We start from the raw sequence: 26,568 nt of genomic DNA, 5'->3' as shown, positions 1-26,568 counted from the left end.
GAAATCGATATCGGCCTGTTTTCCAGGCTCGCTTTGCTATGGTTGTCGAGTGCCTTCGACAACGAATGGTCATGAAGTTGTCATGACCGTGCGGATTTTACGGAAAAACTGGAGAAGAAAATGAAAAGCTTTATGTCACGTGCAGCGTTGGCCGGTGTGCTGATGGGTGTTTCGGTACTGGCCAGTGCGGCCACGCCGGCACCGAAAGGCGCCGAAGTGTTCATCGTTTCTCCCGAGGACGGAGCCACGGTTCCGCAGACCTTCACGGTCAAGTTCGGCGTAAAGGACATCGCGCTGGCACCCGCCGGTGACGTCACCAAGAACACCGGTCACCACCATCTGCTGATCGATGCCAAGGAAATCGTTCCGGCCGGTTCCGTCGTGCCGACCGACGCCAACCACATGCACTTCGGCAAGGCGCAGACCCAGGCCGACATCAAGCTCGCGCCGGGCAAACACACCTTGCAGCTGGAGCTGGGTGACAGCGGCCACATGGCCTTCGATCCGCCGATCGTGTCGAAGAAGATCACCGTCAACGTCGAATGACGTTTTCGCGTGCATGAAAAAGGGAGCCCGAAGGCTCCCTTTTTTTGTCGCTCAACGCTTGATCAGAACAGCACGCGGCTACGGATGGTGCCGTTGACGTGTTGCAGCTTCTCTTGCGCCAGCTCCGAGTACTCGGCGTCGACGTCGATCACCACGTAGCCGACCTTCTCGTTGGTCTGCAGGAACTGACCGGAGATGTTGATGCCGTTTTCGGCGAAGACCTTGTTGATCTCGCTCATCACGCCCGGGATGTTCTCGTGGATGTGCAGCAGACGGTGCTTGCCAGGGTGAGCCGGCAGGGCCACTTCCGGGAAGTTCACGGACGATACCGAGGTACCGTTGTCGCTGTACTTGACCAGTTTTTCTGCCACTTCCAGACCGATGTTGGCCTGGGCTTCAGCAGTGGAACCGCCGATGTGCGGGGTCAGGATCACGTTATCCAGGCCACGCAGCGGGCTTTCGAACTCTTCGTCGTTGGAGCGCGGCTCGACCGGGAACACGTCGATGGCGGCGCCGATCAGGTGCTTGTCCTTGATCGCAGCGGCCAGGTGATCCAGCTCGACCACGGTGCCGCGTGCAGCGTTGATCAGGATGCCGCCCTTCTTGATGGCGCGGATTTCCTTCTCGCCGATCATCCACTGGGTCGCAGCGGTTTCCGGAACGTGCAGGGTGACGATGTCGGACATGCCCAGCAGCTCGTGCAAGTTGCCGACCTGGGTCGCGTTGCCCAGTGGCAGCTTGGTCACGGTGTCGTAGAAGAACACCTGCATGCCCAGACCTTCGGCCAGAACCGACAGCTGAGTACCGATCGAGCCGTAGCCGACGATGCCCAGTTTCTTGCCACGGATCTCGAAGGAGTTGGCTGCGGACTTGATCCAGCCGCCACGGTGGCAGGAAGCGTTTTTCTCAGGGATGCCGCGCAGCAGCAGGATCGCTTCGGCCAGCACCAGCTCGGCCACGGAGCGGGTGTTGGAGTACGGCGCGTTGAACACGGCGATGCCGCGCTCGCGGGCCGCTTCCAGGTCAACCTGGTTGGTGCCGATGCAGAAACAGCCGACCGCGACCAGTTTCTTCGCGTGATCGAAGATCTCTTCGGTCAGTTGGGTGCGCGAACGAATGCCGATGAAGTGAGCGTCAGCGATCTTTTCCTTGAGCTGGGCTTCCGGCAGGGAGCCTGTCAGGTATTCGATGCTGGTGTAGCCCGCCGCCTTGAGGACGTCGACAGCCGATTGGTGGACGCCTTCGAGAAGAAGGAACTTGATCTTGCTCTTATCGAGAGAAGTCTTGCTCATCTGCGTAAACCTGTATCCCGGAGAAAAATGGCAGGGAGGGGAGCAGCCTGGAGCTGACCCGCACGGCAAGAAAGCCGTCACCGCAGAACCGCCGTTGGGCACTGGCCTGCGGGGTCGGTATGCTAGCATAGCCGCCCCGCTAATCACTCATTCCTGCGACGTGAAGCGTTCTCAGGATGACCATGAATTGTTCGAGAGTTCCGTCGATGACCAATCCTGCCCTGATTGATGAACTGAAGACCCTGGTCGAGCCTGGCAAGGTCCTGACCGATGCCGACTCCCTGAACGCTTACGGCAAGGACTGGACCAAGCACTTCGCCCCGGCGCCCAGCGCCATCGTGTTCCCCAAGACCATCGAGCAGGTGCAGGCCGTCGTCCGCTGGGCCAACGAACATAAAGTGGCGCTGGTGCCGTCGGGCGGGCGCACCGGTCTTTCCGCCGCAGCCGTGGCCGCCAATGGCGAAGTGGTCGTGTCGTTCGACTACATGAACCAGATTCTCGACATCAACCTCACCGACCGCACCGCCGTCTGTCAGCCGGGCGTGGTCACCGAGCAATTGCAGAACGCCGCCGAAGAACATGACCTGTACTACCCGGTGGACTTCGCTTCGGCAGGTTCCAGTCAGATTGGCGGCAACATCGGCACCAATGCCGGCGGGATCAAGGTCATTCGCTACGGCATGACCCGCAATTGGGTCGCAGGCATGAAGGTGGTGACCGGCAAGGGCGATGTGCTGGAACTGAACAAAGACCTGATCAAGAACGCCACCGGTTATGACCTGCGCCAGCTGTTCATCGGCGCCGAGGGCACTCTGGGTTTTGTGGTCGAGGCCACCATGCGCCTGGACCGTTCGCCGAAAAACCTGACCGCGATGGTCCTCGGCACCGCCGATTTCGATTCGATCATGCCGGTGCTGCACGCTTTTCAGGGCCGGCTCGACCTGACCGCGTTCGAATTTTTCTCCGACAAGGCCCTGGCCAAGGTCATGGGGCGTGGCGATGTCCCGGCGCCGTTTGAAACCGACTGCCCGTTCTATGCCTTGCTGGAATTCGAGGCGACCACCGAAGAAGTGGCCAACACCGCCCTGGAAACCTTCGAGCATTGCGTGGAGCAGGGCTGGGTGCTGGACGGCGTGATGAGCCAGAGCGAAACCCAGTTGCAGAACCTGTGGAAGCTGCGCGAGTACATCTCCGAAACCATCTCCCACTGGACGCCGTACAAGAACGACATCTCGGTCACCGTATCCAAAGTCCCGGCGTTTCTGCAGGAAATCGACGCGATCGTCGGCGAACACTATCCGGATTTCGAAATCGTCTGGTTCGGCCACATCGGCGACGGCAACCTGCACCTGAACATCCTCAAGCCGGACAACCTGAGCAAGGACGAGTTTTTCGCCAAGTGCGCCACCGTCAACAAGTGGGTGTTCGAAACCGTCGAGAAGTACAACGGTTCGATTTCCGCCGAACACGGCGTGGGCATGACCAAGCGTGACTACTTGACCTACAGCCGCTCGCCGGTGGAAATCGAATACATGAAAGCGGTCAAGGCGGTGTTCGACCCGAACGGCATCATGAACCCGGGCAAGATCTTCGCGGTTTGATTGGCAATCCCTGATGAATCAATGAAGGCAGGAGTCGGTAATGAGCTATCAGCACCAGTATGTCGACGGTACGCGGATTCATTTTCCGCTGGGGAAAGTGGTGTGCATCGGCCGTAACTACGCCGAACACGCCAAGGAACTGGACAACCCGGTCCCTACCGAGCCGTTGCTGTTCATCAAGCCGGGCAGTTGCGTGGTGCCGCTGGAAGGCGGGTTCAGCATTCCGACCGAGCGTGGCTCGGTGCATTACGAAGCGGAAATCGCCGTGTTGATCGGCAAGCCGCTGTCGACCAAACCAAGCCGTGAAGAAGTGCTGGACGCGATCTCCGGTTTCGCCCCGGCGCTGGACCTGACCCTGCGCGACAAGCAGGCCGAGCTCAAGTCCAAGGGCCTGCCGTGGGAAATCGCCAAGTCGTTCGATGGCGCGGCGGTGATTGCACCGTTCGTGGTCGGCAGCACTTTCGCCGATTTGACCGACATCGGCATCCGCCTGACCATCAACGGCGAAGTGCGCCAGGACGGCAACAGCAGCGCGATGCTCAACCCGATCGTACCGATGATCCAGCACATGGCCGGCTGCTTCTCGCTGCAGGCCGGTGACGTGATCCTGACCGGCACGCCGGTGGGCGTCGGCCCGCTGAACGTTGGTGATGAGATCGTGCTGGAACTGCCGGGCGCCAGTCGCTTCACCAGCAGCGTTCGCTGACTGCAACTCTGAGTAAAACTGTGGGAGCGAGCTTGCTCCCACATTTGTTTTTGTGTTGCAGCTCGCAAACACATAAGGCATTCCGGCCATTTGCCGTTTTTTTCACATTTTGTCCGGATAATTCCGGTCATTCTGGCGTCTGAGCCGGCCTCTTTGTGCTATTACCCGTAGCCTGAATTTTCGGAACGCGTCCTTCGATGTCATCTCAAACTCAGCTAAAACCCGCTCGTCGTTCACGCTTCGCCCTGCGCTGGTATTCCTGGCTCTTGTTGGCAGCCGCCGCTGCGTACGGGCTGGCGTATGCGATGCATTGGGATGACCGGGGCGTGCTGTGGGTGCTGGAGCGTTTCGAAAGCACGGCGGAGAAGCAGGAAAGCGTCTGGCTCCCGGACTACCGGGTGGTCATCGACGCCAAGCTGCTGCCGGGGATGGAAAAGGACGAAGCTTCGGACCTGTCCTATAACCCGCAGACCAAAACCCTGTTTTCGGTGATGGGCAAGAATCCGTTTCTGGTCGAACTGACCCTTCAGGGTGACGTGCTGCGCAAGATGCCACTGGTGGGCTGGAGCAACCCTGAAGGCCTGACGGTGATGCCAAACGGCTTGATGGCGATTGTCGATGAGCGCGAGCACCTGCTCTCCATCGTCAAGGTCGATGCCGAAACCCGCGAACTGAAGCGCGACGATTTCCCGAAATACGACCTTGGCCCGTCGAAAGACCAGAACAAGGCTTTCGAAGCCATCACCTGGGACGCCCGCAATCAGCAGCTGCTGCTGGGCGAAGAGCGTCCGCCGGCGCTGTTCACCTGGAAAAGCGACGGCAGCCAGACGCTCGAGGGCGACAAGCAGAAACTCGACAGCGACGAACTGGACATTCGCAACCTTTCGGCCCTGGCGATCGACCCGCGCACCGGTCACACCCTGGTGCTGTCCGCCGATTCGCACTTGTTGCTGGAGCTGGACGAGAAGGGCGAACAGGTCAGCTTCATGACCCTGCTTGGCGGTTTCAACGGTTTGAAGAAAACCATTCCCCGCGCCGAGGGCGTGACCATGGACGAGTCGGGCACGCTGTACATGGTCAGCGAGCCGAATCTGTTCTACCGCTTCGAAAAGCAGAAGTAATTACTCCTACAGCAAATGCAGATCGGTTGAGTTGTGGCCTGGGGCAAGTGGCCATTAAGCTTCAGTTCAGACGGGCGTGATATTTCATCCGCCTGTTTTGATTCCGAGCTTGCCCGAATGCGTCGACTTGCCCGTCCCAAACCTCTGTTCATCATCTTGTCGGTGATTGCCCTGATCGTGTTGATTGCGATCGGGCAATACATGCGCCTGTTCGAGCGTGCCTGGTTCAACCTGCATGCGCTCTGGCAGCCGATAAGCAGCGAGGCCATCGGGCTGGATCAATATCGGGTGGAGATCGAAGCGAAAGTCATCGACGGTCTGAACGACGACGTCTCGGCGCTGACCTACGATCCGGTGCGCAAGAGCCTGTTCACTGTCACCAACAAGAATGCCGAGCTGATCGAGCTGTCGCTGGACGGCACGATCCTGCGCCGTGTCGCCTTGATCGGCTTCGGCGATCCGGAGGCGGTGGAGTTCATCAGCGCCGATACGTACGTGATCACTGACGAGCGCCAGCAGCGGCTGATCAAGATCCATCTGGAACACGACACCACGTTCCTCGATGCAGCGGATGCCGAACAAATGACCCTTGGTGTGCACATGAGCGGCAACAAGGGGTTTGAAGGTCTGGCTTACGACTCGGTGGGCAAGCGCCTGTTCGTGGCCAAGGAGCGGGATCCGATGCTGATCTATGAGGTGCACGGTTTCCCGCACTTCAATCCGGAAAAATCCTACGCGGTACACGTCATCAACAATCCCAAGCGCGATGCCGGGATGTTCGTGCGCGATCTGTCGAGCCTGCAATACGACGAGCGCAGCGGCCATTTGCTGGCGTTGTCCGACGAGTCACGGCTGATTCTGGAACTGGATGTGGACGGGCGTCCGTTGAGCACTCTGTCGTTGAGCGGTGGCCGGCAGGGCCTGAAAAAAACCGTGCCGCAGGCGGAAGGTATCGCGATGGATGACGACGGGACGTTGTATCTGGTGAGCGAGCCGAATCTGTTTTATGTCTTCAGGAAGCCTGTGCAGCCCTGACTGACGCCCTGAAAAACTGTGGGAGCTGGCTTGCCAGCGATGAGGCCATGACTCTCAACATTAATGTTGACTGGCAGGCCGCCATCGCTGGCAAGCCAGCTCCCACAGGTTTTTCATCTGCCCACAACAATGTGGGCAGTTTCGGCTTACTCAGCCTTCAGTGTTTTCACACCTTCGGAAGTACCCAGCAGCAACAGATCCGCCGGACGCGCCGCGAACAGACCGTTGGTGACCACGCCGACAATCGCATTGATCTGCGCTTCCAGCTCCACCGGATTGGTGATCTGCAGGTTGTGCACGTCGAGGATGATGTTGCCGTTGTCGGTCAGCACGCCTTCGCGGTAGACCGGATCGCCGCCCAGTTTCACCAGTTGACGGGCGACGTGGCTGCGGGCCATCGGGATCACTTCCACCGGCAGTGGGAACGCGCCCAGCACCGGCACCAGTTTGCTGGCGTCGGCGATGCAGATGAAGGTCTGGGCCACGGCCGCGACGATCTTCTCGCGGGTCAGGGCTGCGCCGCCGCCCTTGATCAGGTTCAGGTGTTCGTCGCTTTCATCGGCGCCGTCGACGTAGAACTCCAGGTTGCTGACCGTGTTCAGTTCATACACCGGAATCCCGTGGCCCTTGAGGCGTGCGGCGGTGGCTTCGGAGCTCGCGACCGCGCCATCGAACGCGCCCTTGTGCTGGGCCAGGGCGTCGATGAAGCAGTTGGCGGTGGAGCCGGTGCCGACGCCGACGATGCTCTTGTCGTCGAGTTTCGGAAGGATGAAGTCGACGGCGGCCTGGGCCACGGCCTGTTTGAGTTGATCCTGGGTCATGCGGGCTCCGGAAGCGGGCAAGGTAAGAACGGAAAGGCCGGCATTATAGCCTCAAGCCGGGCTAAAACCTCTGGATTCGTGTGGTCGTGCGCCCAAAAGGCGGGTTAGACTCGTTGGTCCCGCCCAACCGCCAGTGATGCTTTCCGATGCTCGAACAGTACGTCAAGAAGATCCTCACCTCGCGCGTTTATGACGTTGCCGTAGAAACCCCGCTGCAGAACGCCCGCCAGCTCTCCGAGCGGCTGGGCAACGACATCTGGCTCAAGCGCGAAGACTTGCAGCCGGTGTTCTCGTTCAAGATTCGCGGCGCCTACAACAAGCTGACCCAGTTGAGCGACGAAGAACGCGCACGCGGCGTGGTCACCGCGTCGGCGGGCAACCATGCGCAGGGCCTGGCCCTGGCGGCGAAAGTGCTGGGCGTGAAAGCGACCATCGTGATGCCCAAGACTACCCCGGAGATCAAGGTCGAAGGCGTGCGCTCCCGTGGCGGCAAGGTGGTGCTGCACGGTGATTCCTTCCCGGAAGCGCTGGCTTATTCGCTGAAACTGGTCGATGAAAAAGGCTACGTCTACATCCACCCGTACGACGATCCGCACACCATCGCCGGGCAGGGCACCGTGGCGATGGAAATCCTGCGTCAGCACCCGCAGCCACTGGACGCGATCTTCGTTCCGGTGGGCGGCGGCGGTCTGATCGCCGGCATCGCGGCGTACGTGAAATACCTGCGCCCGGACATCAAGGTCATCGGCGTCGAGCCCGACGACTCCAACTGTCTGCAAGCGGCAATGGCCGCGGGCGAGCGCGTGGTGCTGCCGACCGTGGGCATCTTCGCCGACGGCGTGGCGGTGGCGCAGATCGGCCAGCACACCTTCGACATCTGCAAGGATTACGTCGATGAAGTGATCACCGTCAGCACCGACGAAATCTGTGCGGCAATCAAGGACATCTACGACGATACCCGTTCGATCACCGAACCGGCCGGCGCCCTCGGCGTGGCCGGGATCAAGAAGTACGTCGAGCAGCGCGGCGTCAGCGGCCAGACCTTCGTGGCCATCGACTCCGGGGCCAACGTCAACTTCGACCGCCTGCGCCACGTCGCCGAACGCGCCGAACTGGGTGAAGGCCGCGAAGCGATCATCGCCGTGACCATCCCGGAGAAGGCCGGCAGCTTCAAGGCCTTCTGCGAGGCCATCGGCAAGCGCCAGATCACCGAATTCAATTACCGCTACAACAATGGCAGCGAAGCGCACATCTTCGTCGGCGTGCAGACCCACCCGGACAACGACCCACGCAGTGCGCTGCTGGCAAGCCTGACCGAACAGGGTTTCCCGGTGCTCGACCTGACCGACAACGAACTGGCCAAACTGCACATCCGTCACATGGTCGGCGGTCGTGCGGCGCACGTGGTCGATGAAGTGGTGCTGCGCTTCGAGTTCCCGGAGCGTCCGGGCGCGCTGTTTAACTTCCTCAACAAGCTTGGCGGGCGCTGGAATATCTCGATGTTCCACTACCGCAACCACGGCGCAGCGGACGGCCGCGTGGTGGCGGGTCTGCAAGTGCCCCACGACGAACGTCATCTGGTGCCCGCAGCCCTTGAGGAAATCGGCTACCCGTACTGGGACGAAAGCGACAACCCCGCCTATCAGCTGTTTCTTGGCTGAACGGCTACGCTGATGGGCAGGCCATAAGGAAATCGGATCATGGAAACGTTAACCGCCCTGAAAGCGGCGCACATGCTGGCGACTGCGGTGCTGTTGCTCGGTGCGCTGGGCCTGGGAATCTGGGTCTGGCGCGCACGGCGCAAGGGTGACGCGACGGCGGGCAGCCGCACGTTGCAGCGGCCATGGCTGTTTGTCTGGCTGTTGATCGTGCTGGCGCTGGTGAGCATGCCATTCACCGGCTGGTGGATGGTGCATCTGGTGGGCTGGCCGTTGGGGCAGACGTGGATTCTGGCCTCCAGCGTGCTGTACACCGTGGCGGCGCTGGCGTGGTTCTGGCTGCTGGTGCGCTTGAACCGGTTGCGCAAGGTGCCGGGCGGCGTGGGCCGGTTCAGCCTGGGGCTGGCGTTGTTCGGGCTGGTCTGCTTTATCGCGATTGCCGGGTTGATGGGCGCCAAGCCGGTTTAAGGCTTCACACCGAGTCGACCCAATCGCTGGCAAGCCAGCTCCCACAAGGATATTCGGTGAACACAGATTTTGTGAGCGCCCGTAAAACCTGTGGGAGCGGGCTTGCCCCGGGCGGCGTTCCGACGAAGGCGTAGTCAGTCGCGCAGACTGATTACCGGCCAGCCGCGTTTCTCGGCTTCGGCGCGCAGGTTCGGATCCGGGTCTACCGCCACCGGATTCGCAACCTGCTCCAGCAGCGGCAGGTCATTCATCGAGTCGCTGTAGAAATAGCTGCCTTCCAGCGAATGCCCGGTTTCTTCCAGCCAGCGGTTCAGGCGCGTCACCTTGCCTTCACGGAAGCACGGCACGTCGGTGCTGCGCCCGGTGTAGCGGCCATCCTGCATCTCGCACTCGGTGGCGATCAGGGTTTCGACGCCCAGGCGCACGGCGATCGGCGCGGTGACGAAGCGGTTGGTAGCGGTGATGATCACCAGTTTGTCGCCGGCATCACGGTGCTTTTTCAGCAACTCGAGCGCCTTCGGCAGCACGATCGGCTCGATGCAGTCGCGCATGTAGTCGTTGTGCCACTGCTCAAGCACGGCCATCTCGGTGCGGCCGAGGATTTCCAGGCAGAAGTTCAGGTAGGCCGCGTTATCCAGTTTGCCGGCCAGGTAATCCTGATAGAACTCGTCGTTGCGCGTCTTGTAGGCAATCGGGTCGAGGAAGCCGCGTTCGCACAGATAATCGCCCCAGGCGTGATCGCTGTCGCCGCCCAGAAGAGTGTTGTCCAAATCGAATAAAGCCAGGCGCATTGCAGTTACCCGCTGAAAAGTCAGTAAAAAGGCCACAAGAATACGGTCTTTTCACAAGAGTGCACATAAGCTCGGAACCTTCGTTGCCGCCTTCACAACCTTTGTGGAACAATGCGGCGACATGCGTTTGCGAGGTTGTTGCCGTGATCGACCCCGATGGTTTCCGCCCTAATGTCGGGATCATTCTGACGAATGACGCCGGCCAGGTGCTATGGGCTCGCCGTATCAATCAAGATGCCTGGCAGTTTCCGCAAGGGGGAATCAATCCCGAGGAGACGCCGGAAGACGCCTTGTACCGCGAGCTGAACGAAGAAGTTGGCCTGGAACGCGAAGATGTTGAAATACTGGCCTGCACCCGGGGCTGGTTGCGCTATCGTTTGCCGCAACGTCTGGTGCGAACCCACAGCCAACCGCTGTGCATCGGCCAGAAACAGAAATGGTTTCTCCTGCGCCTGATCTCCAACGAGCAGCGGGTGCGGATGGATTTGACCGGTAAACCGGAGTTCGATGGCTGGCGCTGGGTCAGTTATTGGTATCCGTTGGGCCAGGTGGTGACATTCAAGCGCGAAGTGTATCGCCGCGCTCTCAAAGAGCTTGCCCCGCGCCTTTTAGCGCGCGACTGACGACGGAGTTCGACCCCGAGCCATGCTCAATACGCTGCGCAAGATCGTCCAGGAAGTTAACTCCGCCAAGGATCTCAAGGCGGCGTTGGGGATTATTGTGTTGCGCGTCAAAGAGGCCATGGGCAGCCAGGTCTGCTCGGTCTATCTGCTTGATCCAGAGACCAACCGCTTCGTGCTGATGGCCACCGAGGGCTTGAACAAGCGCTCGATCGGCAAGGTCAGCATGGCACCCAACGAAGGTCTGGTCGGCCTGGTCGGCACGCGTGAAGAACCCCTGAACCTCGAAAACGCCGCGGATCACCCGCGCTACCGCTACTTCGCCGAAACCGGCGAGGAGCGCTACGCCTCGTTCCTCGGGGCGCCGATCATTCACCACCGCCGCGTCGTCGGCGTGTTGGTCATCCAGCAAAAAGAACGCCGCCAGTTCGATGAAGGTGAAGAAGCCTTCCTCGTGACCATGAGCGCACAGCTAGCTGGCGTAATCGCTCACGCCGAGGCCACCGGCTCGATCCGTGGCCTGGGCCGTCAGGGCAAGGGCATCCAGGAAGCCAAATTCGTCGGCGTGCCGGGTTCACCGGGCGCGGCGGTCGGTACCGCGGTGGTCATGCTGCCGCCGGCGGATCTGGACGTGGTGCCGGACAAGACCATCACCGACATCGACGCGGAACTGGCGCTGTTCAAGACCGCCATCGAAGGCGTGCGCGCCGACATGCGTGCGTTGTCGGCGAAGCTCGCAACCCAGCTGCGTCCGGAAGAGCGCGCGCTGTTCGACGTCTACCTGATGATGCTCGACGATGCCTCGCTGGGCAGCGAAATCACCAACGTGATCAAGACCGGCCAATGGGCACAGGGCGCGCTGCGTCAGGTCGTGACCGATCACGTCAACCGTTTCGATTTGATGGACGACGAATACCTGCGTGAGCGGGCGTCGGACGTCAAGGACCTCGGTCGCCGCCTGCTCGCCTATTTGCAGGAAGAGCGCCAGCAGAACCTGGTCTATCCGGAAAAAACCATTCTGGTCAGTGAAGAGCTGACCCCGGCGATGCTCGGCGAAGTGCCGGAAGGTACGCTGGTCGGTCTGGTCTCGGTACTCGGTTCGGGCAACTCCCACGTCGCGATCCTGGCCCGGGCCATGGGTATTCCGACGGTGATGGGTCTGGTCGACCTGCCGTACGCCAAGGTCGACGGCATCGAAATGATCGTCGATGGCACACGGGGCGAGGTCTACACCAACCCCAGCGAAGTGCTGCGCAAGCAATTCACCGAGGTGGTGGAGGAAGAGAAGCAACTGGCGCTGGGGCTCGATACCCTGCGCGACTTGCCGTGCGTGACCCTCGACGGTCACCGCATGCCGCTATGGGTCAACACCGGCCTGCTGGCGGACGTGGCGCGGGCGCAGAAGCGCGGCGCCGAAGGCGTTGGTCTGTACCGCACCGAAGTGCCGTTCATGATCAACCAGCGTTTCCCGAGCGAGAAGGAACAACTGGCGATCTACCGCGAGCAGCTCGCCGCGTTTCACCCGCAACCGGTGACCATGCGCAGCCTGGACATCGGCGGCGACAAGTCGCTGTCGTACTTCCCGATCAAGGAAGACAACCCGTTCCTCGGCTGGCGCGGGATCCGCGTCACCCTCGACCACCCGGAAATCTTCCTGGTGCAGACCCGCGCGATGCTCAAGGCCAGCGAAGGCCTGAACAACCTGCGGATCCTGCTGCCGATGATCTCCGGCATCCACGAGCTCGAAGAGGCGCTGCACCTGATCCACCGGGCCTGGGGCGAAGTGCGCGACGAAGGCACCGACGTGCCGATGCCGCCGGTGGGTGTGATGATCGAAATTCCTGCGGCGGTCTACCAGACCAAAGAGCTGGCGCGGATGGTGGACTTCCTGTCGGTCGGCTCCAACGACTTGACTCAGTATCTGCTGGCGGTGGACCGCAACAACCCACGGGTGGCCGATCTCTACGACTACCTGCATCCGGCGGTGCTGCAAGCCCTGCAAACCGTCGTGCGCGACGCCCATGCCGAAGGCAAGCCGGTGAGCATCTGCGGCGAGATGGCCGGTGACCCGGCGGCAGCGGTGCTGTTGATGGCGATGGGTTTCGACAGCCTGTCGATGAACGCCACCAACCTGCCGAAAGTGAAATGGATGCTGCGTCAGATCAACCTGAGCAAGGCCAAGGATCTGCTGAAGGAACTGATGACCATCGACAACCCGCAGGTTATCCACAGCTCGCTGCAACTGGCGCTGAAGAACCTCGGGCTGGCGAAGATGGTCAATCCGGCGGCGGCAAAACCTCTCTGAAATTCTGAGGGCCTCATCGCTGGCAAGCCAGCTCCCACAGTTTCCTCTGGTGTTCACAAAATATGTGTCCACCGAGCATCCTGTGGGAGCTGGCTTGCCAGCGATGGCGTCCGTATAGCAACGCCTAAATCAGAATTTCCACTTCCCCCAAGTGCCCGCCATATGGCCCGAAACTACGCTCGACCATCCGCCGCGTCCCGTCCGCCTGCACAATCAGCGCCGTACTCGCCCGCGTCCCATAGCTCTGGCTGGCAATAAACACGCTCGACAGCAACGACTCGGTCGCCAGCCCCACGCCGGTATCCGGCAGATCAGCAAACGGCGCCGTTTGCGCATCACCCAACAACGCCAACAATCGCTCGGGCTGCGGATCATCCAGCACCGCACTCAATGCCGACTTGGCCTTCAGCAGTTTCGGCCACGGCGTATCCAGCCCGGCGTTGGACAATCCATAAACGCCCGGCTGCAACATCACCGGTTCCGAAGACCGCGCGTTGAAATGCCACAGCTCGTTGGCATTGCCCAGCAGCAGATTGAACCCGGCATACTCCGGCGAACGGGCGACAACGTCGGACAAATAGTCATCGATCGACAGGTTTCTGGTGAGAAATCCTGCCACCAGCTCGCCCCGAGAGCGTCGCGCCGGCGGCTGATGCGGGTCGCGGATATTGGTCAGCGCCGCAAAACGACCGTTGGCGCCCAGGCCGAGCCAGGTGCCCCCAGCCTCAAGATCCCGACCGGCGTGAACATGCGGCGACTCGGGCCACTGCGCCAGCGGCAGGCTGGGCCGGGCGTAGAATTCGTCACGGTTGGCCGCGACGATCAGCGGCTGGGCATGCCCCGGCCGCCAGGCGAAAACGATCAGGCACATAAGGTGGTCCTTGTGTGTTTTTTGCCCACTCTACGCAGACATCGTCCGTGCATCCATCGCCAGTGGAGCCGAAGGGTATCCATCCGTTACCATGCCGCTCCGGTTTTGGGGGCGCGCCTTGGGAGGCAGTCATGGAATTTCTGCTCTATCTGGCGCTGGGCGCCTGTGCGGGCGTACTGGCCGGGCTGTTCGGGGTGGGCGGCGGGATCATCATCGTCCCGGTGCTGGTGTTCAGTTTCACCTTGCAGGGCTTCGATCCGTCGATCCTGACCCATCTGGCGGTCGGCACGTCCCTGGCGACGATCATCTTCACGTCGGTCAATGCCGTGCGCGAGCATCATCGACGCGGCGCCGTGCGCTGGCCGATCTTCAAGTGGATGACCGTCGGCATCCTGCTCGGCGCCGGTTTCGGCGCGCTGACCGCCGAAGCGATTTCCGGGCCCAACCTGCAAAAGATCATCGGTGTGTTCGCCCTGGTGATCGCGGCGCAGCTGGCGCTGGACGTCAAACCCAAGGCCAGCCGAACGGTGCCCGGCAAGCTCGGTCTGACCGTGGCCGGCAGTGTGATCGGCTGGGCGTCGGCGATTTTCGGCATTGGCGGCGGCTCGCTGACCGTGCCGTTCCTGACCTGGCGCAGCGTGCCGATGCAGCAGGCAGTGGCGACTTCGTCGGCCTGTGGCCTGCCGATCGCTGTTGCAAGTGCAATAAGTTTCATGATTCTGGGCTGGCATGATCCGTTGCTGCCGGCCCATAGTCTCGGGTTTGTGTATTTGCCAGCGCTTTTGGGCATTGCCCTGACCAGCATGGTGTTCGCCCGGATCGGCGCGCGGCTGGCGCACAGGTTGTCGCCGAAGTTGCTGAAACGGCTGTTCGCGGCTTTGCTGTTTTGCGTGGGCTTGAGCTTTCTGTTCTGAGCCGTCTGTTTTGGCAGGTCGCAATCCTGGCTTAATCCTGAGGTGACAGCGTCGCCCGGGAATTTTTGAAGATTTGAATGCTAACGAGGAGTCGCAATGCTGCCTTACCCGCAGATCGATCCGGTGGCCCTGGCCATCGGTCCGCTGAAAATCCACTGGTACGGCCTGATGTACCTGGTCGGCATCGGCGGCGCGTGGCTGCTGGCATCGCGCCGGCTCAACCGTTTTGACCCGACCTGGACCAAGGAAAAGCTGTCCGACCTGGTGTTCTGGCTGTCGATGGGGGTGATTGTCGGCGGGCGTCTGGGCTATGTGCTGTTCTACGACCTGAGTGCCTACCTGGCCAACCCGACGCTGATTTTCGAAGTGTGGAAGGGCGGCATGTCGTTCCACGGTGGTTTCATCGGCGTCATGCTGGCGGCTCTGTGGTTCGGCAAGCGTAACGGCAAGTCGTTCTTCCAGTTGATGGACTTTGTGGCGCCGATGGTGCCGATCGGCCTGGGCGCCGGACGTATCGGCAACTTCATCAACGCCGAGCTGTGGGGCAAGGCCACCGACGTGCCGTGGGCCATGGTGTTCCCGCCGTTCAGCGATCCGGCGCAACTGCCGCGTCACCCGTCCCAGCTGTATCAGTTCGCGCTCGAAGGCGTGGCGCTGTTCCTGATCCTCTGGCTGTTCTCGCGTAAACCGCGACCAACCATGGCGGTCTCGGGCATGTTCGCGCTGTTCTATGGCATCTTCCGTTTCATCGTCGAATTCGTCCGCGTACCGGACGCGCAACTGGGCTATCTGGCCTGGAACTGGCTGACCATGGGTCAGGTACTCTGCGTACCGATGATCATCGGCGGGCTGTTCCTGATCTGGCTGGCCTACCACCGCGCCCCGGCGGCGCCGGTTGCACCGACAGCTTAAATATTCGAACCCCGGCGATGTCTGCCGGGGCTCAAGGACACAGGTAACTCATGAAGCAATATCTCGATCTGGTGTCGCACGTCATCAACAACGGCACCAAACAGGCCAACCGTACCGGCGTGAACACCATCAGCTTTCCGGGCGCCATGCTGCGCTTCGATCTGCAGGAAGGTTTCCCGGCGATCACCACCCGCAAGATGGCCTTCAAGTCGGCCATCGGCGAGATGTGCGGCTTTTTGCGTGGCGTGAACAACGCTGCCGAATTCCGCGCGCTGGGCTGCAAGGTCTGGGATCAGAACGCCAACGAAAACGCCCAGTGGCTGGCCAACCCGTTCCGCCAGGGCGAAGACGACCTCGGCGAGATCTACGGCGTGCAATGGCGCAAATGGCCGGCGTACAAGCAGATCCCTTTGAGCAACACCGCCGCCATCGAACAAACCCTGAGCAACGGCTACAAGCAGATTGCCCAGGGCGAAGAAGACGGCCAGGCCTACGTCGTGCTGTACAAAGCCATCGATCAGGTGCGCCAGTGCGTCGACACGATCATCAAGGACCCGGGCAGCCGCCGCATCCTGTTCCACGGCTGGAACTGCGCCCAGCTCGATGAAATGGCCCTGCCGCCGTGCCATCTGCTGTACCAGTTCCACCCGAATGTCGAGACCAAAGAGATATCTCTGACCCTCTACATCCGCTCCAACGACCTGGGCCTGGGCACACCGTTCAACCTCACCGAAGGTGCTGCGCTGCTGAGCCTGATCGGTCGCCTGACCGGCTACACGCCGCGCTGGTTCACCTATTTCATCGGTGATGCCCACGTCTACGAAAACCACCTCGACATGCTCAACGAACAGCTCAAGCGCGAGCCGTTCGCCATGCCGAAACTGAAGATTTCGGACCGCGTGCCGGAGTTTGCCAAGACGGGTGTTTATCAGCCGGAATGGCTGGAGCTGGTGGAACCGAGCGACTTCTCGCTGGAAGGCTACGAGCACCATGCGCCGATGACCGCGCCGATGGCGGTCTAGTCGGCAGGATCGTTCCCACGCTCTGCGTGGGAATGAATCCCGTGACGCTCCGCGTCACTTTGGACGCGGAGCGTCCATGGCGGCATTCCCACGCGGAGCATGGGAACGAGCGACTATGGCTAGTGGCCGTGACTGCGGCCCACATGCGAATGCTCAACCTCCGCCGCGACAACCCCGCCGCTGACTTCCAGCCGCTGCAAAATCCCGCACTGATCCGCCTCCGGCCCTTCGCCACAGCGCTGGCGCAGGTCGAGCAGTTGCGTCTGCAACGCCAACAACCCATCGATCCGCGCCTTGACGTGCTGGATGTGCTCGTCGATCAGTGCATTCACGCTTTCGCATTGATCCTGCGGGCTGTCGCGCAAGGCCAGCAGGCTGCGGATTTCTTCGAGGGTCATGTCGAGGGTGCGGCAGTTGCGGATGAACGTCAGGCGCTCGGCGTGGGCCTGGGTGTAGACGCGGTAGTTGCCGTCGCTGCGGGCCGGCTCCGGCAGCAGGTTTTCACGCTCGTAGTAGCGAATGGTTTCCACGGCGCAATCAGTCTGTTTCGCCAGTTCTCCGATCTTCATGACGGCAATCTCCAAAAGGGTGCTTGACCCTATAGTGGCTACAGGGTCTTTACTTGGCAACAGGCACCTTCATGGACGCGACCAATGAGCGATTCCCTGCACACCCACAAGCCCGGCGACGGGCACGATCACAGTCACAAACTGCAGCCTGTGCATAAACATGCCCACGCCGGCGACTCCTGCTGCGGGTCGAAAACCGTTACGCCTGCGCCGGTTCATTCGAGTGAAGACTCTTGCTGCTCGTTGAAAGCTGCCGCGCCTTCGTTGATTCAATTGAGCGAAGCGCCGAGCGCCGACGCCCGGCTGAGCAGCTTCCGCATCGAGGCGATGGACTGCCCGACCGAACAGACGCTGATCCAGAACAAGCTCGGCAAACTGGCCGGGATCCAGCAGCTGGAATTCAACCTGATCAACCGCGTGCTCGGCGTGACCCACAATCTGCCGGACACCGCGCCGATCATCGACGCGATCAAATCCCTGGGCATGCAGGCCGAGCCGCTGGAGGCGGGCGTCGAAGCGCCAACGCCGGCGCCGGTGAAAAAACACTGGTGGCCGCTGGCGCTGTCCGGCGTCGGTGCGCTCGCTGCCGAAGTGATCCACTTCACCAGCGCCGCCCCGACCTGGGTAGTGGCGATCATCGCGCTGATCTCGATCCTCAGCGGCGGCCTCACCACCTACAAGAAGGGCTGGATCGCCCTGAAGAACCGCAACCTCAACATCAACGCCCTGATGAGCATCGCCGTGACCGGCGCCGTGTTGATCGGCCAATGGCCGGAAGCGGCGATGGTGATGTTCCTGTTCACCGTGGCCGAGCTGATCGAAGCGCGCTCGCTGGACCGCGCGCGCAACGCCATCAGCGGCCTGATGCAGATGACGCCGGAGCAGGCGACGGTGTTGCAGGCGGACGGTAACTGGGTCGAACTGGATGTGAAAAGCATCGATCTCGGCGCCCGCGTGCGGGTGAAACCCGGCGAGCGCATTGCGCTGGACGGTGAAGTCGTCAGCGGCAGTTCGACTATCGATCAGGCGCCGATCACTGGTGAAAGCCTGCCGGTAGAGAAAACTGTCGGCGACAAAGTGTTCGCAGGCACCATCAACCAGGCCGGTTCGCTGGAATACGCGGTGACCGCAGCAGCGAACAACTCCACCCTGGCGCGGATCATCCACGCCGTGGAGCAGGCGCAAGGTGCACGGGCGCCGACCCAGCGTTTCGTCGATCAGTTCTCGAAGATCTACACCCCGGTGGTCTTCGTCCTGGCCCTGGCCGTGGCGATCATCCCGCCGTTGTTCATGGGCGCCGCGTGGTTCGACTGGATCTACCGCGCGCTGGTGCTGCTGGTGGTCGCGTGCCCGTGTGCGCTGGTGATTTCCACTCCAGTGACCATCGTCAGCGGCCTCGCCGCAGCGGCGCGCAAAGGCATTCTGGTCAAGGGCGGCGTGTACCTGGAGGGCGGTTTCAAGCTCGACTATCTGGCCCTCGACAAGACCGGCACCATCACCCACGGCAAACCGGTGCAGACCGATTACCTGTCCCTCGACCCGACCGCCGACGCCACGGCCCCGGCGATTGCCGCCGCGCTGGCCGGACGTTCCGATCACCCGGTGTCGCTGGCGATCGCCAACGCGGCTTTGGATAAAGGTTTCGCGTCGCGGGTTGTGGATAACTTCGAAGCACTGGCCGGGCGTGGGGTAAAAGGCGAGGTCAACGGTCAGGTCTACCACTTGGGCAACCATCGTCTGGTGGAAGAATTGGGCCTGTGCTCGCCGCAACTGGAAGAAAAGCTGTACGCGCTGGAGAAACAGGGCAAATCCGTGGTGCTGTTGCTCGATAGTTCCGGCCCGCTGGCGCTGTTTGCCGTGGCCGACACGGTCAAGGAGACCAGCCGCGAAGCCATTCGCCAATTGCACGAACTGGGCGTGAAAACCCTGATGCTCACTGGCGACAACGTCCACACCGCGCAGGCGATTGCGGCGCAGGTCGGGATCGATCAGGCCAAGGGCGATCTGCTGCCCACCGACAAACTGCAAGCCATCGAAGAACTGTATGCACAGGGCCGACGGGTCGGCATGGTCGGCGACGGTATCAACGATGCGCCGGCACTGGCTCGGGCCGAGATCGGTTTTGCGATGGCGGCAGCCGGCACCGATACGGCGATTGAAACCGCCGATGTCGCTCTGATGGACGACGATCTGCGCAAGATTCCGGCCTTCATCAGCCTGTCGCGTCATACCGCCGCTATCCTCAAACAGAACATCGCGCTGGCGCTGGTGATCAAAGCGATCTTTCTTGGGGTAACCTTCGCCGGGCTCGCCACCATGTGGATGGCGGTGTTTGCCGACATGGGCGTGAGCCTGCTGGTGGTGTTCAACGGTTTGCGCCTGTTGCGCAAATAGAGGAAGAGGGACGGTTGTGCTGAGTGCCGAGCTGAAAGCGTTTTACATGGTGGCCCGTCTGGGCAGCATCACGCTGGCGGCGAAAAAGCTCGGCCTCAGCCAACCGACCGTGACCACTCAGATTCGCAATCTGGAAAGCCAGTATTCGGTGGAGCTGTTCTACCGTGGCGGCCGACGCCTGAGTGTCAGCGACGAAGGCGCGCGGCTGTTGCCGATGGTTAAGGCGCTGTTGCAGCAGGAGGCCGATATCGAGTTCTTCCTGCGCAACAGCGGCCAGGTGCAGGGCACGCTGCGCATTGCCGCCACCGCGCCGTATTACATCCTCGATCTGGTGAAGACCTTCCGCGAGCGTTTGCCGCAGGTGGAAGTCTCGGTGGAAATCGGTAATTCACAGCAGGTGCTCGAAGCGCTGGAGGATTACCGGGTGGATGTCGCGGCATCCTCGCAGTTGCTCGACGATGCCCGGCTGATCCGTCGGGTGTTGGGCAGCGATCCACTGGTGCTGGCGGTGCATCGCAATCATCCACTGGCGGCGCACGACCATGTGACGCTGAGTGCGCTGGCCGGGCATACCTTGTTGATGCGCGAGTCCGGTTCGACGACTCGGCGCCTGACCGAAGAGTTGCTGGCCAGTGCTGGCGTCAGTTTCGGCCCGTTGCTGGAGATCGGCAGCCGCGAGTCGATCCGCGAAGCGGTGTTGCGCAACATCGGCATCAGCATCATTGCCCGCCAGGAAGTGCCGCACGATCCGCAGTTGCGGGTGTTGACCCTGGAGAATGCGCCGCAGATTCCCGAATACCTTTACTGCCTCAAGGAACGCAAGAACGCCCGGTTGCCAGCGGCGTTTCTCGGACTGGCCCAGGAAATGTCCCCGGCCTGAGATCTCCAGTGCCTGTTCAGGCCTTATCGCTGGCAAGCCAGCTCCCACAGGAATCTTCAGTGAATACAAATTTTGTAAACACCCGAGAAACTGTGGGAGCTGGCTTGCCAGCGATGGGGCCAGATCAAACGACACATGATCTGAAGTTCTGAACCAAAATCCCTGAATACCACTATCGGTCGATTTTGCCTTGTTGCCATATGACCGACGCATTACAACTCTAGGATTCGTCTCATCTGCTTGATGAGGCCTGTCCATGAACCCTGCAATCGCAACTGCCCTGACCAACCCCGGCGCACCGATGAAAGTGCGCGGCGTGCAGAAGCGCTTCGGCGCATTCACGGCGCTGGATAACGTCTCCCTCGATGTCGCGGCCGGTGAGCTGGTGTGCCTGCTCGGCCCGTCGGGCTGTGGCAAGACCACGCTGCTGCGTTGCATTGCCGGTCTGGAGAAGCAGGACAGCGGCGAGTTGTACCTCGGCGAGCGCGACGTTTCCCACCTCGCCCCGCAGGCTCGGGACTACGGCATTCTGTTCCAGTCCTACGCGCTGTTCCCCAATCTGACCGTCGAAGCGAACATTGCCTACGGCCTCGCCGGCAGCGGTCGCGATGAAGTGCGCCGTCGCGTCGGTCAGATGCTGGAACTGGTCGGCCTCAGCGGCAGTGAGAAAAAGTACCCGGGCCAATTGTCCGGCGGCCAGCAACAACGTGTGGCACTGGCCCGCGCTCTGGCACCGGCGCCGTCGCTGCTGTTGCTCGACGAACCGATGTCGGCCCTCGATGCCCGGGTGCGCGAGCATCTGTGCACCGAGCTGCGCCAACTGCAACGCAACCTCGGCATCACCACCCTGATGGTCACCCACAATCAGGACGAAGCCATGCTGATGGCCGACCGCATCGCCGTGATGAACAACGGCAAGGTCGAGCAGTACGCCACCCCGCAGGAAATCTACAACCGCCCGGCCACGCCGTTCGTGGCCGAGTTTGTCGGCCAGGGCAACTGGCTGCCGTTCCAGCGCAGCAGCGACAGCCACGCCAAGGTCGGCGGGATGAACCTGCGCCTGGCCGATGGCAGCGTCCATAGTCCGTCGGGCCGGCTGTTCTGCCGCCCGGAAGCGATCAACGTCAATCCGCTGGTGCATGAGGAAAACCTGTTCCCGGCCAAGGTCCGCGAGATCACTTTCCTCGGCAACCGCTGCCGCATGAGCTTCGAACTCGATCAATTGCCAGGCCATGCCTTGCTCGCCGAACTGGCGCCGGAAGCCATGCCGCGCCTCGGCGCCCAGCAGATCATGGTCGCCTTGCCGCCACGCAGCCTGCAGGTGTTTGCCTGATGAACAGCAACCTCGCACTGCCGCTACCGCAAAAGCAGGCGCGGCAGGTGTCCGGGGCCGAGGTCGGCGACCGGATCTTCGTCCTCGGCGGCAAACTCCTGCTGCTGGTGTTGCTCGGTGTGGCGGTGCTGTTGCCATTGCTGGCGATCTTCTGGCGCGGTTTCAGCAGCGAAGCCGGGCAGGGCGGTGGCTGGCTCGCCGCGAAAGAGTTGGTGACCAGCGACAATTTCCACTGGCTGCTCGGCAACAGCCTGAAAGTTTCCCTCAGCGTTGCGGCCATCGTCGTACCGCTGGCCTACCTGTTTGCCTACGCCTTGCAGCGCACGTTGATTCCGGCAAAAGGCATCTGGCGCGGTATTTCGCTGCTGCCGCTGATGGCACCTTCGATGTTGCCGGGGATTGCGCTGGTCTATCTGTTCGGCAATCAGGGCATGTTGCGCGGGCTGCTGTCGGACAACATCTACGGTTTCTGGGGGATTGTTCTGGGTGAGGTGATCTACACCTTCCCACACGCCTTGATGATTTTGCTGTCAGCCCTGTCGCTGGCGGATGCGCGATTGTTCGACGCTGCGTCGAGCATGGGCGCCAGTCCTGCGAAAGCCTTCCGCAGCATTACCTGGCCGGCGACTCGCCAAGCCGTGTTCGCCGCGTTCTGCCTGGTGTTCACCCTGACCATCACCGATTTCGGGGTGCCGGTGGTGGTCGGTGGCGACTATCAGGTGCTGGCGCTGGAAGCCTACAAAGCGGTGGTCGGCCAGCAGCAATTCGGTCGTGGCGCGTTGATCGGCATGGTTCTGTTGCTGCCGGCGCTGTTCAGCTTCGGCGTTGATGCCTGGCTGCGTCGTCGTCACGGCGACTCCATGAGCGGCCGCGCCCAGGTGTTCAAACCGGCGCCGTCGAAGAAGCGCGATGCCTTTTATCTCAGCGTGGTCCTGCTGATCAGCGCCGCGTTGCTGCTGGTGTTCGGCATGGCGGTGTTCTCGTCGCTGGTGAAGTTCTGGCCGTACAACCTGTCGCTGTCGCTCAACCACTATCAGTTCAACGAAACCGCCGGCGGTGGCTGGCTGGCCTACGGCAACAGTCTGAAGATGGCGCTGGGCACGGCGCTGATTGGCAGCGTGCTGATCTTCACCGGCGCCTACCTGATGGAAAAGACCCGCAGCCAGCGCGGGTTGAATCTGACACTGCGAATGCTCAGTTTCGTACCGATGGCGGTGCCGGGGCTGGTGCTGGGTCTGGGTTACGTCTTCTTCTTCAACCTGACCGGCAACCCGCTGCACGTGCTGTACGGGACCATGACCCTGCTGATCGTCTGCACCATTGCTCACTATTTGACCACTGCGCAGATGACCGCCACCACCGCACTGCGCCAGCTCGACGCCGAGTTCGAAGCCGCCGCGCTGTCGCTCAAGGCGCCGCTGTACCGGCATTACCTGCGGGTCACCGTGCCGATCTGCCTGCCGGCGCTGCTGGACATCGTGCGCTACCTGTTCGTCTCGGCCATGACCACCGTGTCCGCCGCGATCTTCCTCTATAGCCCCGACACCATCCTCGCGGCAGTAGCAGTGCTGAACATGGATGACGCCGGCAACGTCGGCGGCGCGGCGGCGATGTCGACCCTGATTCTGTTCACCTCGGCGGGTGTGTCCCTGTTGCTGGCGTGGGCTTCGCGCGGCTTGCTGCGCCGCTCCCAGGCCTGGCGGCAAACGGCGCCGGGCCACTGATTCCATCCCGTTCAACTCCCCCTCAACTCAAAAGACAGGAAAACGATCATGTTCAAGCCTATGGCCCTGGCCGCTGCTGTGCTCGCTACTTTCAGCCTGAATGCCTTCGCGGCAAAAACCGAGTTGACGGTGTACACCGCCCTCGAAGCCGAACAGTTGAAGTCCTATAAAGAGGCCTTCGAAAAGGCCAATCCGGACGTTGAAATCAAGTGGGTGCGCGACTCCACCGGGATCATCACCGCCAAACTGCTGGCCGAAAAGGATCGCCCGCAGGCTGACGCGGTGTGGGGCCTGGCGGCGTCGAGCCTGGCGATCCTCGATCAGCAAGGCATGCTGCAAAGTTACGCACCGAAGGACCTTGGCAAGATCGGCGCGAACTACCGCGACGCGGCCAATCCGCCAGCCTGGGTCGGCATGGACGTGTGGGCCGCAACGATCTGCTTCAACACCGTCGAGGCCGAGAAACAGGGCCTGACCAAACCGGTGAGCTGGCAGGACCTGACCAAGCCTGAGTACAAGGGCAAGATCGTGATGCCGAACCCGGCCTCGTCCGGCACCGGTTTCCTCGACGTCAGCGCCTGGCTGCAAACCTTCGGCGAGAAACAGGGCTGGGCCTACATGGACGGTCTGCACCAGAACATCGGCCAGTACGTTCACTCCGGTTCCAAGCCTTGCAAACTGGCGGCAGCGGGCGAATTCCCGATCGGCATTTCCTTCGAATACCCGGCCGTTCAGTTGAAGCGCCAGGGTGCGCCGCTGGACATCATCCTGCCGAAGGAAGGCCTGGGCTGGGAGATCGAAGCGACTGCGGTGATCAAAGGCACTCCGCACGAAGAGGCCGCGAAGAAACTGGCTGACTTCTCCGCCAGCGCCCCGGCGATGGACCTGTACAAGGAAAATTTCGCCGTCCTCGCGCAGCCGGGCATCGCCAAGCCGCAGACCGAACTGCCGGCCGACTACGAGCAACGCCTGATCAAGAACGACTTTGCCTGGGCCTCGAAAAATCGTGACGAGATCCTGACCGAATGGCGCAAGCGCTATGACGGCAAGTCCGAGAAAGTCGCTGCCAAGTAAGATCTTCATCGACTGACAGGGCCCCATCGCTGGCAAGCCAGCTCCCACAGGTTTGGCGGTGTTCACACAATGTGTGTTTCACACCGGCCAATGTGGGAGCTGGCTTGCCAGCGATGGCGGTCTCGCATTCAGAGCACCTCTCAATGACACAACACAAAGACTTGCTGATCGTCGGCGCCGGCATTCTGGGCCTGTCCCACGCCTATGCCGCCGCCCGGCGCGGTCTCAAGGTTACGGTTTTCGAGCGCACCGCCACGCCACTCGGCGCCTCGGTACGCAACTTCGGTCAGGCGCTGGTCACCGGCCAGCCACCGGGCCCGATGCTCGAACTGGCCAAAGCCAGCCGCGAGATCTGGGGCCAGTGGGCACAGCTCGCCGGCCTGCAACTCAAGCGCAACGGTTCGTACCTGTTCGCCCGCACCGAGGCCGAAGAGCACTTGCTCGAAGCCTTCTGCGCCGGGCGCGCCGTGGAGCATGATTACCGTGTCGAGCTGCTGCGCGGTGCCGCGCTGCGCGATCTGTATGGCGGCCAGTTCAGCCATCACCGCGCCGCGTTGCACGGCATGGACGATCAACAGCTGTATTCCCGGGAAGCGATTCCGGCGCTGATCGATTACCTGCGTCGCGAACTCGACGTCGAGTTTCACTTCTCGACATTGGTGCGCGACGTCGAGCCGGGACGCCTGCACAGCACCGTCGGCCGCTTCACCGCCGAGCAGATCATTGTCTGTTCCGGCCACGATTATCAGACCCTGCTGGCCGAGCCGATTGCCACCCTCGACCCGCAAATCTGCCGTCTGCAAATGCTCCGCGCCCGGCCGCAGATTGATCTGAACTTGCAACACGCCTTGCTCACCGGCCTCAGCTGCGTGCACTACGGCGCCTTCGCTGACTTGCCGGAAGCAGCGGCTGTGCAGGCACAGATTCTGCGCGAGCAGCCGCACCTTCAGGAAAACGGCATTCACCTGCTGATCAGCCCGACGCCTTACGGCGAACTGATCATCGGTGATTCGCACCATTACGGCAGCGATCCTTCACCGTTCAACGCCGAGCAGGTCGACAACTGGATGCTCGAACTGGTCGAACAGACCCTCGGCTGCAAGGTGCAAGTGGTCGAGCGCTGGCAGGGTGTCTATGGTTCCCGGGGGCCGGGGCCGTTTTCGTTCCTGCGGCCGGCACCGGGGCTGAGTGTGGCGCTGATGCACAGCGGCGTCGGCATGAGCGTCGGCCCGGCCATGGCCGAGCGCAATGTTGCACGGCTTTTTGGAGAGAACTGATGTTGAGTCACGAACAAGTCATCGCCCGGGTGTTCGGCCTCTATGAGCGCTTCGGCGCCAGCGACTACATCGGCGAACCGGTGTCGCAGATCGAGCACATGTCCCAGGCGGCGCAACTGGCCATCGCCGAAGGCTTTGACGATGAAGTGGTGCTCGCCGCGTTCTTCCACGACATCGGCCATTTGTGTGCCGAAGGTGCGGAGAACATGGGCGGCTACGGCGTGGTCAGCCACGAACGCCTCGGCGCGGACTATTTGCGTGAGGCCGGATTCAGCGAGCGCCTGGCGCGGCTGGTGGAATATCACGTCCAGGCCAAGCGTTACCTGACGCTCAGAGAGGCGGGTTATTACGAACGCTTGAGCGAAGCCAGCCGCCGCACCCTGGAATATCAGGGCGGGGTGATGACCGAGGCTGAAGCGGATGCGTTCGAGCAGGATCCGTTGTGCGCCGTTAGCCTGCGGATGCGCCAGTGGGATGAGCTGGCGAAGGAAATGGCGGTGCCGGTGATGGATCTTGCGGTGTTGAAGCACAAGGCCTTTACCGTGTTGTCCCGCGAAGCGCGCTGAACCTTCTTACGCCAAACCGGGAAACGGTGCATGGCGCGTGTTGTCCCCTTCGGCCCAGACTGTTTTTT

24 protein-coding genes are annotated in these 26,568 nt (G+C 61.7%); 19 read left to right on the top strand and 5 right to left on the bottom strand.

Features of this window, described 5'->3' with window-relative positions; all coding sequences use genetic code 11:
• The first annotated feature begins 120 nt into the window (after positions 1-120).
• Positions 121-546 carry a DUF4399 domain-containing protein gene (locus tag IHQ43_RS27730; protein ID WP_007953489.1) on the top strand — a complete coding sequence of 142 codons (426 nt, stop codon included), beginning with the start codon at positions 121-123 and terminating at the stop codon, positions 544-546.
• A 62-nt stretch (positions 547-608) separates the two neighbouring features.
• On the opposite strand, the gene serA is transcribed toward IHQ43_RS27730, so the two are convergent.
• Positions 609-1,838 carry a phosphoglycerate dehydrogenase gene (serA, locus tag IHQ43_RS27725; protein WP_007953487.1) on the bottom strand — a complete coding sequence of 410 codons (1,230 nt, stop codon included), beginning with the start codon at positions 1,836-1,838 and terminating at the stop codon, positions 609-611.
• 206 nt (positions 1,839-2,044) lie between these two features.
• On the opposite strand from serA, the gene IHQ43_RS27720 reads away from it, so the two are divergent.
• The 4 genes from IHQ43_RS27720 to IHQ43_RS27705 all read left to right on the top strand — a co-directional run bounded on the left by IHQ43_RS27720 (position 2,045) and on the right by IHQ43_RS27705 (position 6,301).
• A complete protein-coding gene (locus tag IHQ43_RS27720) occupies positions 2,045-3,439 on the top strand; it encodes an FAD-binding oxidoreductase (RefSeq protein WP_085702378.1) in 1,395 nt (464 codons plus the stop codon).
• Between the two features lie 40 nt (positions 3,440-3,479).
• On the top strand, positions 3,480-4,145 hold the full coding sequence (locus tag IHQ43_RS27715) for a fumarylacetoacetate hydrolase family protein (protein WP_007953483.1): 666 nt from the start codon (positions 3,480-3,482) through the stop codon (positions 4,143-4,145).
• A gap of 197 nt (positions 4,146-4,342) precedes the next feature.
• Positions 4,343-5,266, top strand: coding sequence for an SdiA-regulated domain-containing protein (locus IHQ43_RS27710; protein ID WP_192562757.1), 924 nt, complete (start codon positions 4,343-4,345; stop codon positions 5,264-5,266).
• Positions 5,267-5,383: 117 nt separating this feature from the next.
• A complete protein-coding gene (locus tag IHQ43_RS27705) occupies positions 5,384-6,301 on the top strand; it encodes an SdiA-regulated domain-containing protein (RefSeq protein WP_192562756.1) in 918 nt (305 codons plus the stop codon).
• Between the two features lie 146 nt (positions 6,302-6,447).
• Here IHQ43_RS27705 and rpiA read toward each other — a convergent pair whose 3' ends face one another.
• Complete coding sequence (rpiA, locus tag IHQ43_RS27700; protein ID WP_007953476.1) at positions 6,448-7,122, bottom strand: ribose-5-phosphate isomerase RpiA; 675 nt, start codon at positions 7,120-7,122, stop codon at positions 6,448-6,450.
• Between the two features lie 146 nt (positions 7,123-7,268).
• On the opposite strand from rpiA, the gene ilvA reads away from it, so the two are divergent.
• Together ilvA and IHQ43_RS27690 are read left to right on the top strand one after the other, a co-directional pair.
• Positions 7,269-8,783 carry a threonine ammonia-lyase, biosynthetic gene (ilvA, locus tag IHQ43_RS27695; RefSeq protein WP_011336426.1) on the top strand — a complete coding sequence of 505 codons (1,515 nt, stop codon included), beginning with the start codon at positions 7,269-7,271 and terminating at the stop codon, positions 8,781-8,783.
• A 39-nt stretch (positions 8,784-8,822) separates the two neighbouring features.
• On the top strand, positions 8,823-9,248 hold the full coding sequence (locus IHQ43_RS27690; RefSeq protein ID WP_192562755.1) for a DUF2269 family protein: 426 nt from the start codon (positions 8,823-8,825) through the stop codon (positions 9,246-9,248).
• Between the two features lie 134 nt (positions 9,249-9,382).
• On the opposite strand, the gene IHQ43_RS27685 is transcribed toward IHQ43_RS27690, so the two are convergent.
• Positions 9,383-10,039 carry a histidinol-phosphatase gene (locus IHQ43_RS27685; protein WP_007953472.1) on the bottom strand — a complete coding sequence of 219 codons (657 nt, stop codon included), beginning with the start codon at positions 10,037-10,039 and terminating at the stop codon, positions 9,383-9,385.
• A gap of 143 nt (positions 10,040-10,182) precedes the next feature.
• Between IHQ43_RS27685 and IHQ43_RS27680 the strand changes: the two genes are divergently transcribed.
• Both IHQ43_RS27680 and ptsP read left to right on the top strand, forming a co-directional pair.
• A complete protein-coding gene (locus IHQ43_RS27680; RefSeq protein ID WP_003229203.1) occupies positions 10,183-10,662 on the top strand; it encodes an RNA pyrophosphohydrolase in 480 nt (159 codons plus the stop codon).
• A gap of 22 nt (positions 10,663-10,684) precedes the next feature.
• Positions 10,685-12,964, top strand: a complete 2,280-nt coding sequence (ptsP, locus tag IHQ43_RS27675; protein WP_192562754.1) for a phosphoenolpyruvate--protein phosphotransferase — start codon at positions 10,685-10,687, stop codon at positions 12,962-12,964.
• Between the two features lie 124 nt (positions 12,965-13,088).
• Here ptsP and IHQ43_RS27670 read toward each other — a convergent pair whose 3' ends face one another.
• Positions 13,089-13,835, bottom strand: a complete 747-nt coding sequence (locus IHQ43_RS27670; protein WP_192562753.1) for an NRDE family protein — start codon at positions 13,833-13,835, stop codon at positions 13,089-13,091.
• Positions 13,836-13,966: 131 nt separating this feature from the next.
• Here IHQ43_RS27670 and IHQ43_RS27665 point away from each other — a divergent pair, with 131 nt between their 5' ends.
• The 3 genes from IHQ43_RS27665 to IHQ43_RS27655 all read left to right on the top strand — a co-directional run bounded on the left by IHQ43_RS27665 (position 13,967) and on the right by IHQ43_RS27655 (position 16,683).
• Positions 13,967-14,749 carry a sulfite exporter TauE/SafE family protein gene (locus tag IHQ43_RS27665; protein WP_192562752.1) on the top strand — a complete coding sequence of 261 codons (783 nt, stop codon included), beginning with the start codon at positions 13,967-13,969 and terminating at the stop codon, positions 14,747-14,749.
• A gap of 96 nt (positions 14,750-14,845) precedes the next feature.
• Entirely contained in the window at positions 14,846-15,661 is an 816-nt protein-coding gene (gene lgt / locus IHQ43_RS27660) for a prolipoprotein diacylglyceryl transferase (protein WP_039767887.1), read from the top strand.
• Positions 15,662-15,711: 50 nt separating this feature from the next.
• Positions 15,712-16,683, top strand: a complete 972-nt coding sequence (locus tag IHQ43_RS27655) for a thymidylate synthase (protein WP_011336420.1) — start codon at positions 15,712-15,714, stop codon at positions 16,681-16,683.
• A 119-nt stretch (positions 16,684-16,802) separates the two neighbouring features.
• On the opposite strand, the gene cadR is transcribed toward IHQ43_RS27655, so the two are convergent.
• Positions 16,803-17,252 (bottom strand): Cd(II)/Pb(II)-responsive transcriptional regulator, encoded by a 450-nt coding sequence (gene cadR, locus IHQ43_RS27650; protein WP_007953454.1) that lies wholly within the window; start codon positions 17,250-17,252, stop codon positions 16,803-16,805.
• An 84-nt stretch (positions 17,253-17,336) separates the two neighbouring features.
• On the opposite strand from cadR, the gene IHQ43_RS27645 reads away from it, so the two are divergent.
• From IHQ43_RS27645 to IHQ43_RS27615, 7 genes are all read left to right on the top strand, one after another.
• Entirely contained in the window at positions 17,337-19,646 is a 2,310-nt protein-coding gene (locus IHQ43_RS27645; protein WP_192562751.1) for a heavy metal translocating P-type ATPase, read from the top strand.
• 16 nt (positions 19,647-19,662) lie between these two features.
• Positions 19,663-20,526 carry a LysR family transcriptional regulator gene (locus tag IHQ43_RS27640; RefSeq protein ID WP_007953452.1) on the top strand — a complete coding sequence of 288 codons (864 nt, stop codon included), beginning with the start codon at positions 19,663-19,665 and terminating at the stop codon, positions 20,524-20,526.
• A gap of 256 nt (positions 20,527-20,782) precedes the next feature.
• Complete coding sequence (locus IHQ43_RS27635) at positions 20,783-21,859, top strand: putative 2-aminoethylphosphonate ABC transporter ATP-binding protein (RefSeq protein ID WP_074690113.1); 1,077 nt, start codon at positions 20,783-20,785, stop codon at positions 21,857-21,859.
• Positions 21,859-23,583, top strand: coding sequence for a putative 2-aminoethylphosphonate ABC transporter permease subunit (locus IHQ43_RS27630; protein WP_192562750.1), 1,725 nt, complete (start codon positions 21,859-21,861; stop codon positions 23,581-23,583). Before IHQ43_RS27635 ends, IHQ43_RS27630 begins: the two co-directional genes overlap by 1 nt.
• 48 nt (positions 23,584-23,631) lie before the next feature.
• A complete protein-coding gene (locus IHQ43_RS27625; protein WP_064600170.1) occupies positions 23,632-24,657 on the top strand; it encodes a putative 2-aminoethylphosphonate ABC transporter substrate-binding protein in 1,026 nt (341 codons plus the stop codon).
• Between the two features lie 143 nt (positions 24,658-24,800).
• The gene (locus IHQ43_RS27620; protein ID WP_192562749.1) at positions 24,801-25,934 is read left to right on the top strand and encodes a TIGR03364 family FAD-dependent oxidoreductase; all 1,134 of its coding nucleotides are present in this window, start codon (positions 24,801-24,803) and stop codon (positions 25,932-25,934) included.
• Positions 25,934-26,500 (top strand): phosphonate degradation HD-domain oxygenase, encoded by a 567-nt coding sequence (locus tag IHQ43_RS27615; protein WP_192562748.1) that lies wholly within the window; start codon positions 25,934-25,936, stop codon positions 26,498-26,500. Before IHQ43_RS27620 ends, IHQ43_RS27615 begins: the two co-directional genes overlap by 1 nt.
• Positions 26,501-26,568: the final 68 nt, after the last annotated feature.

Source organism: Pseudomonas gozinkensis, from assembly GCF_014863585.1.
Lineage (GTDB): Bacteria > Pseudomonadota > Gammaproteobacteria > Pseudomonadales > Pseudomonadaceae > Aquipseudomonas > Aquipseudomonas gozinkensis.
This window is presented reverse-complemented; position numbering and strand designations above follow the sequence as displayed.

Bases quoted from the DNA above. Each gene is read 5' to 3' on its own strand.
- IHQ43_RS27730 (WP_007953489.1), top strand. From the start codon at position 121: ATGAAAAGCTTTATGTCACGTGCAGCGTTGGCCGGTGTGCTGATGGGT.
- serA (WP_007953487.1), bottom strand. From the start codon at position 1,838: ATGAGCAAGACTTCTCTCGATAAGAGCAAGATCAAGTTCCTTCTTCTC.
- IHQ43_RS27720 (WP_085702378.1), top strand. From the start codon at position 2,045: ATGACCAATCCTGCCCTGATTGATGAACTGAAGACCCTGGTCGAGCCT.
- IHQ43_RS27715 (WP_007953483.1), top strand. From the start codon at position 3,480: ATGAGCTATCAGCACCAGTATGTCGACGGTACGCGGATTCATTTTCCG.
- IHQ43_RS27710 (WP_192562757.1), top strand. From the start codon at position 4,343: ATGTCATCTCAAACTCAGCTAAAACCCGCTCGTCGTTCACGCTTCGCC.
- IHQ43_RS27705 (WP_192562756.1), top strand. From the start codon at position 5,384: ATGCGTCGACTTGCCCGTCCCAAACCTCTGTTCATCATCTTGTCGGTG.
- rpiA (WP_007953476.1), bottom strand. From the start codon at position 7,122: ATGACCCAGGATCAACTCAAACAGGCCGTGGCCCAGGCCGCCGTCGAC.
- ilvA (WP_011336426.1), top strand. From the start codon at position 7,269: ATGCTCGAACAGTACGTCAAGAAGATCCTCACCTCGCGCGTTTATGAC.
- IHQ43_RS27690 (WP_192562755.1), top strand. From the start codon at position 8,823: ATGGAAACGTTAACCGCCCTGAAAGCGGCGCACATGCTGGCGACTGCG.
- IHQ43_RS27685 (WP_007953472.1), bottom strand. From the start codon at position 10,039: ATGCGCCTGGCTTTATTCGATTTGGACAACACTCTTCTGGGCGGCGAC.
- ptsP (WP_192562754.1), top strand. From the start codon at position 10,685: ATGCTCAATACGCTGCGCAAGATCGTCCAGGAAGTTAACTCCGCCAAG.
- IHQ43_RS27670 (WP_192562753.1), bottom strand. From the start codon at position 13,835: ATGTGCCTGATCGTTTTCGCCTGGCGGCCGGGGCATGCCCAGCCGCTG.
- IHQ43_RS27665 (WP_192562752.1), top strand. From the start codon at position 13,967: ATGGAATTTCTGCTCTATCTGGCGCTGGGCGCCTGTGCGGGCGTACTG.
- lgt (WP_039767887.1), top strand. From the start codon at position 14,846: ATGCTGCCTTACCCGCAGATCGATCCGGTGGCCCTGGCCATCGGTCCG.
- IHQ43_RS27655 (WP_011336420.1), top strand. From the start codon at position 15,712: ATGAAGCAATATCTCGATCTGGTGTCGCACGTCATCAACAACGGCACC.
- cadR (WP_007953454.1), bottom strand. From the start codon at position 17,252: ATGAAGATCGGAGAACTGGCGAAACAGACTGATTGCGCCGTGGAAACC.
- IHQ43_RS27645 (WP_192562751.1), top strand. From the start codon at position 17,337: ATGAGCGATTCCCTGCACACCCACAAGCCCGGCGACGGGCACGATCAC.
- IHQ43_RS27635 (WP_074690113.1), top strand. From the start codon at position 20,783: ATGAACCCTGCAATCGCAACTGCCCTGACCAACCCCGGCGCACCGATG.
- IHQ43_RS27630 (WP_192562750.1), top strand. From the start codon at position 21,859: ATGAACAGCAACCTCGCACTGCCGCTACCGCAAAAGCAGGCGCGGCAG.
- IHQ43_RS27625 (WP_064600170.1), top strand. From the start codon at position 23,632: ATGTTCAAGCCTATGGCCCTGGCCGCTGCTGTGCTCGCTACTTTCAGC.
- IHQ43_RS27620 (WP_192562749.1), top strand. From the start codon at position 24,801: ATGACACAACACAAAGACTTGCTGATCGTCGGCGCCGGCATTCTGGGC.
- IHQ43_RS27615 (WP_192562748.1), top strand. From the start codon at position 25,934: ATGTTGAGTCACGAACAAGTCATCGCCCGGGTGTTCGGCCTCTATGAG.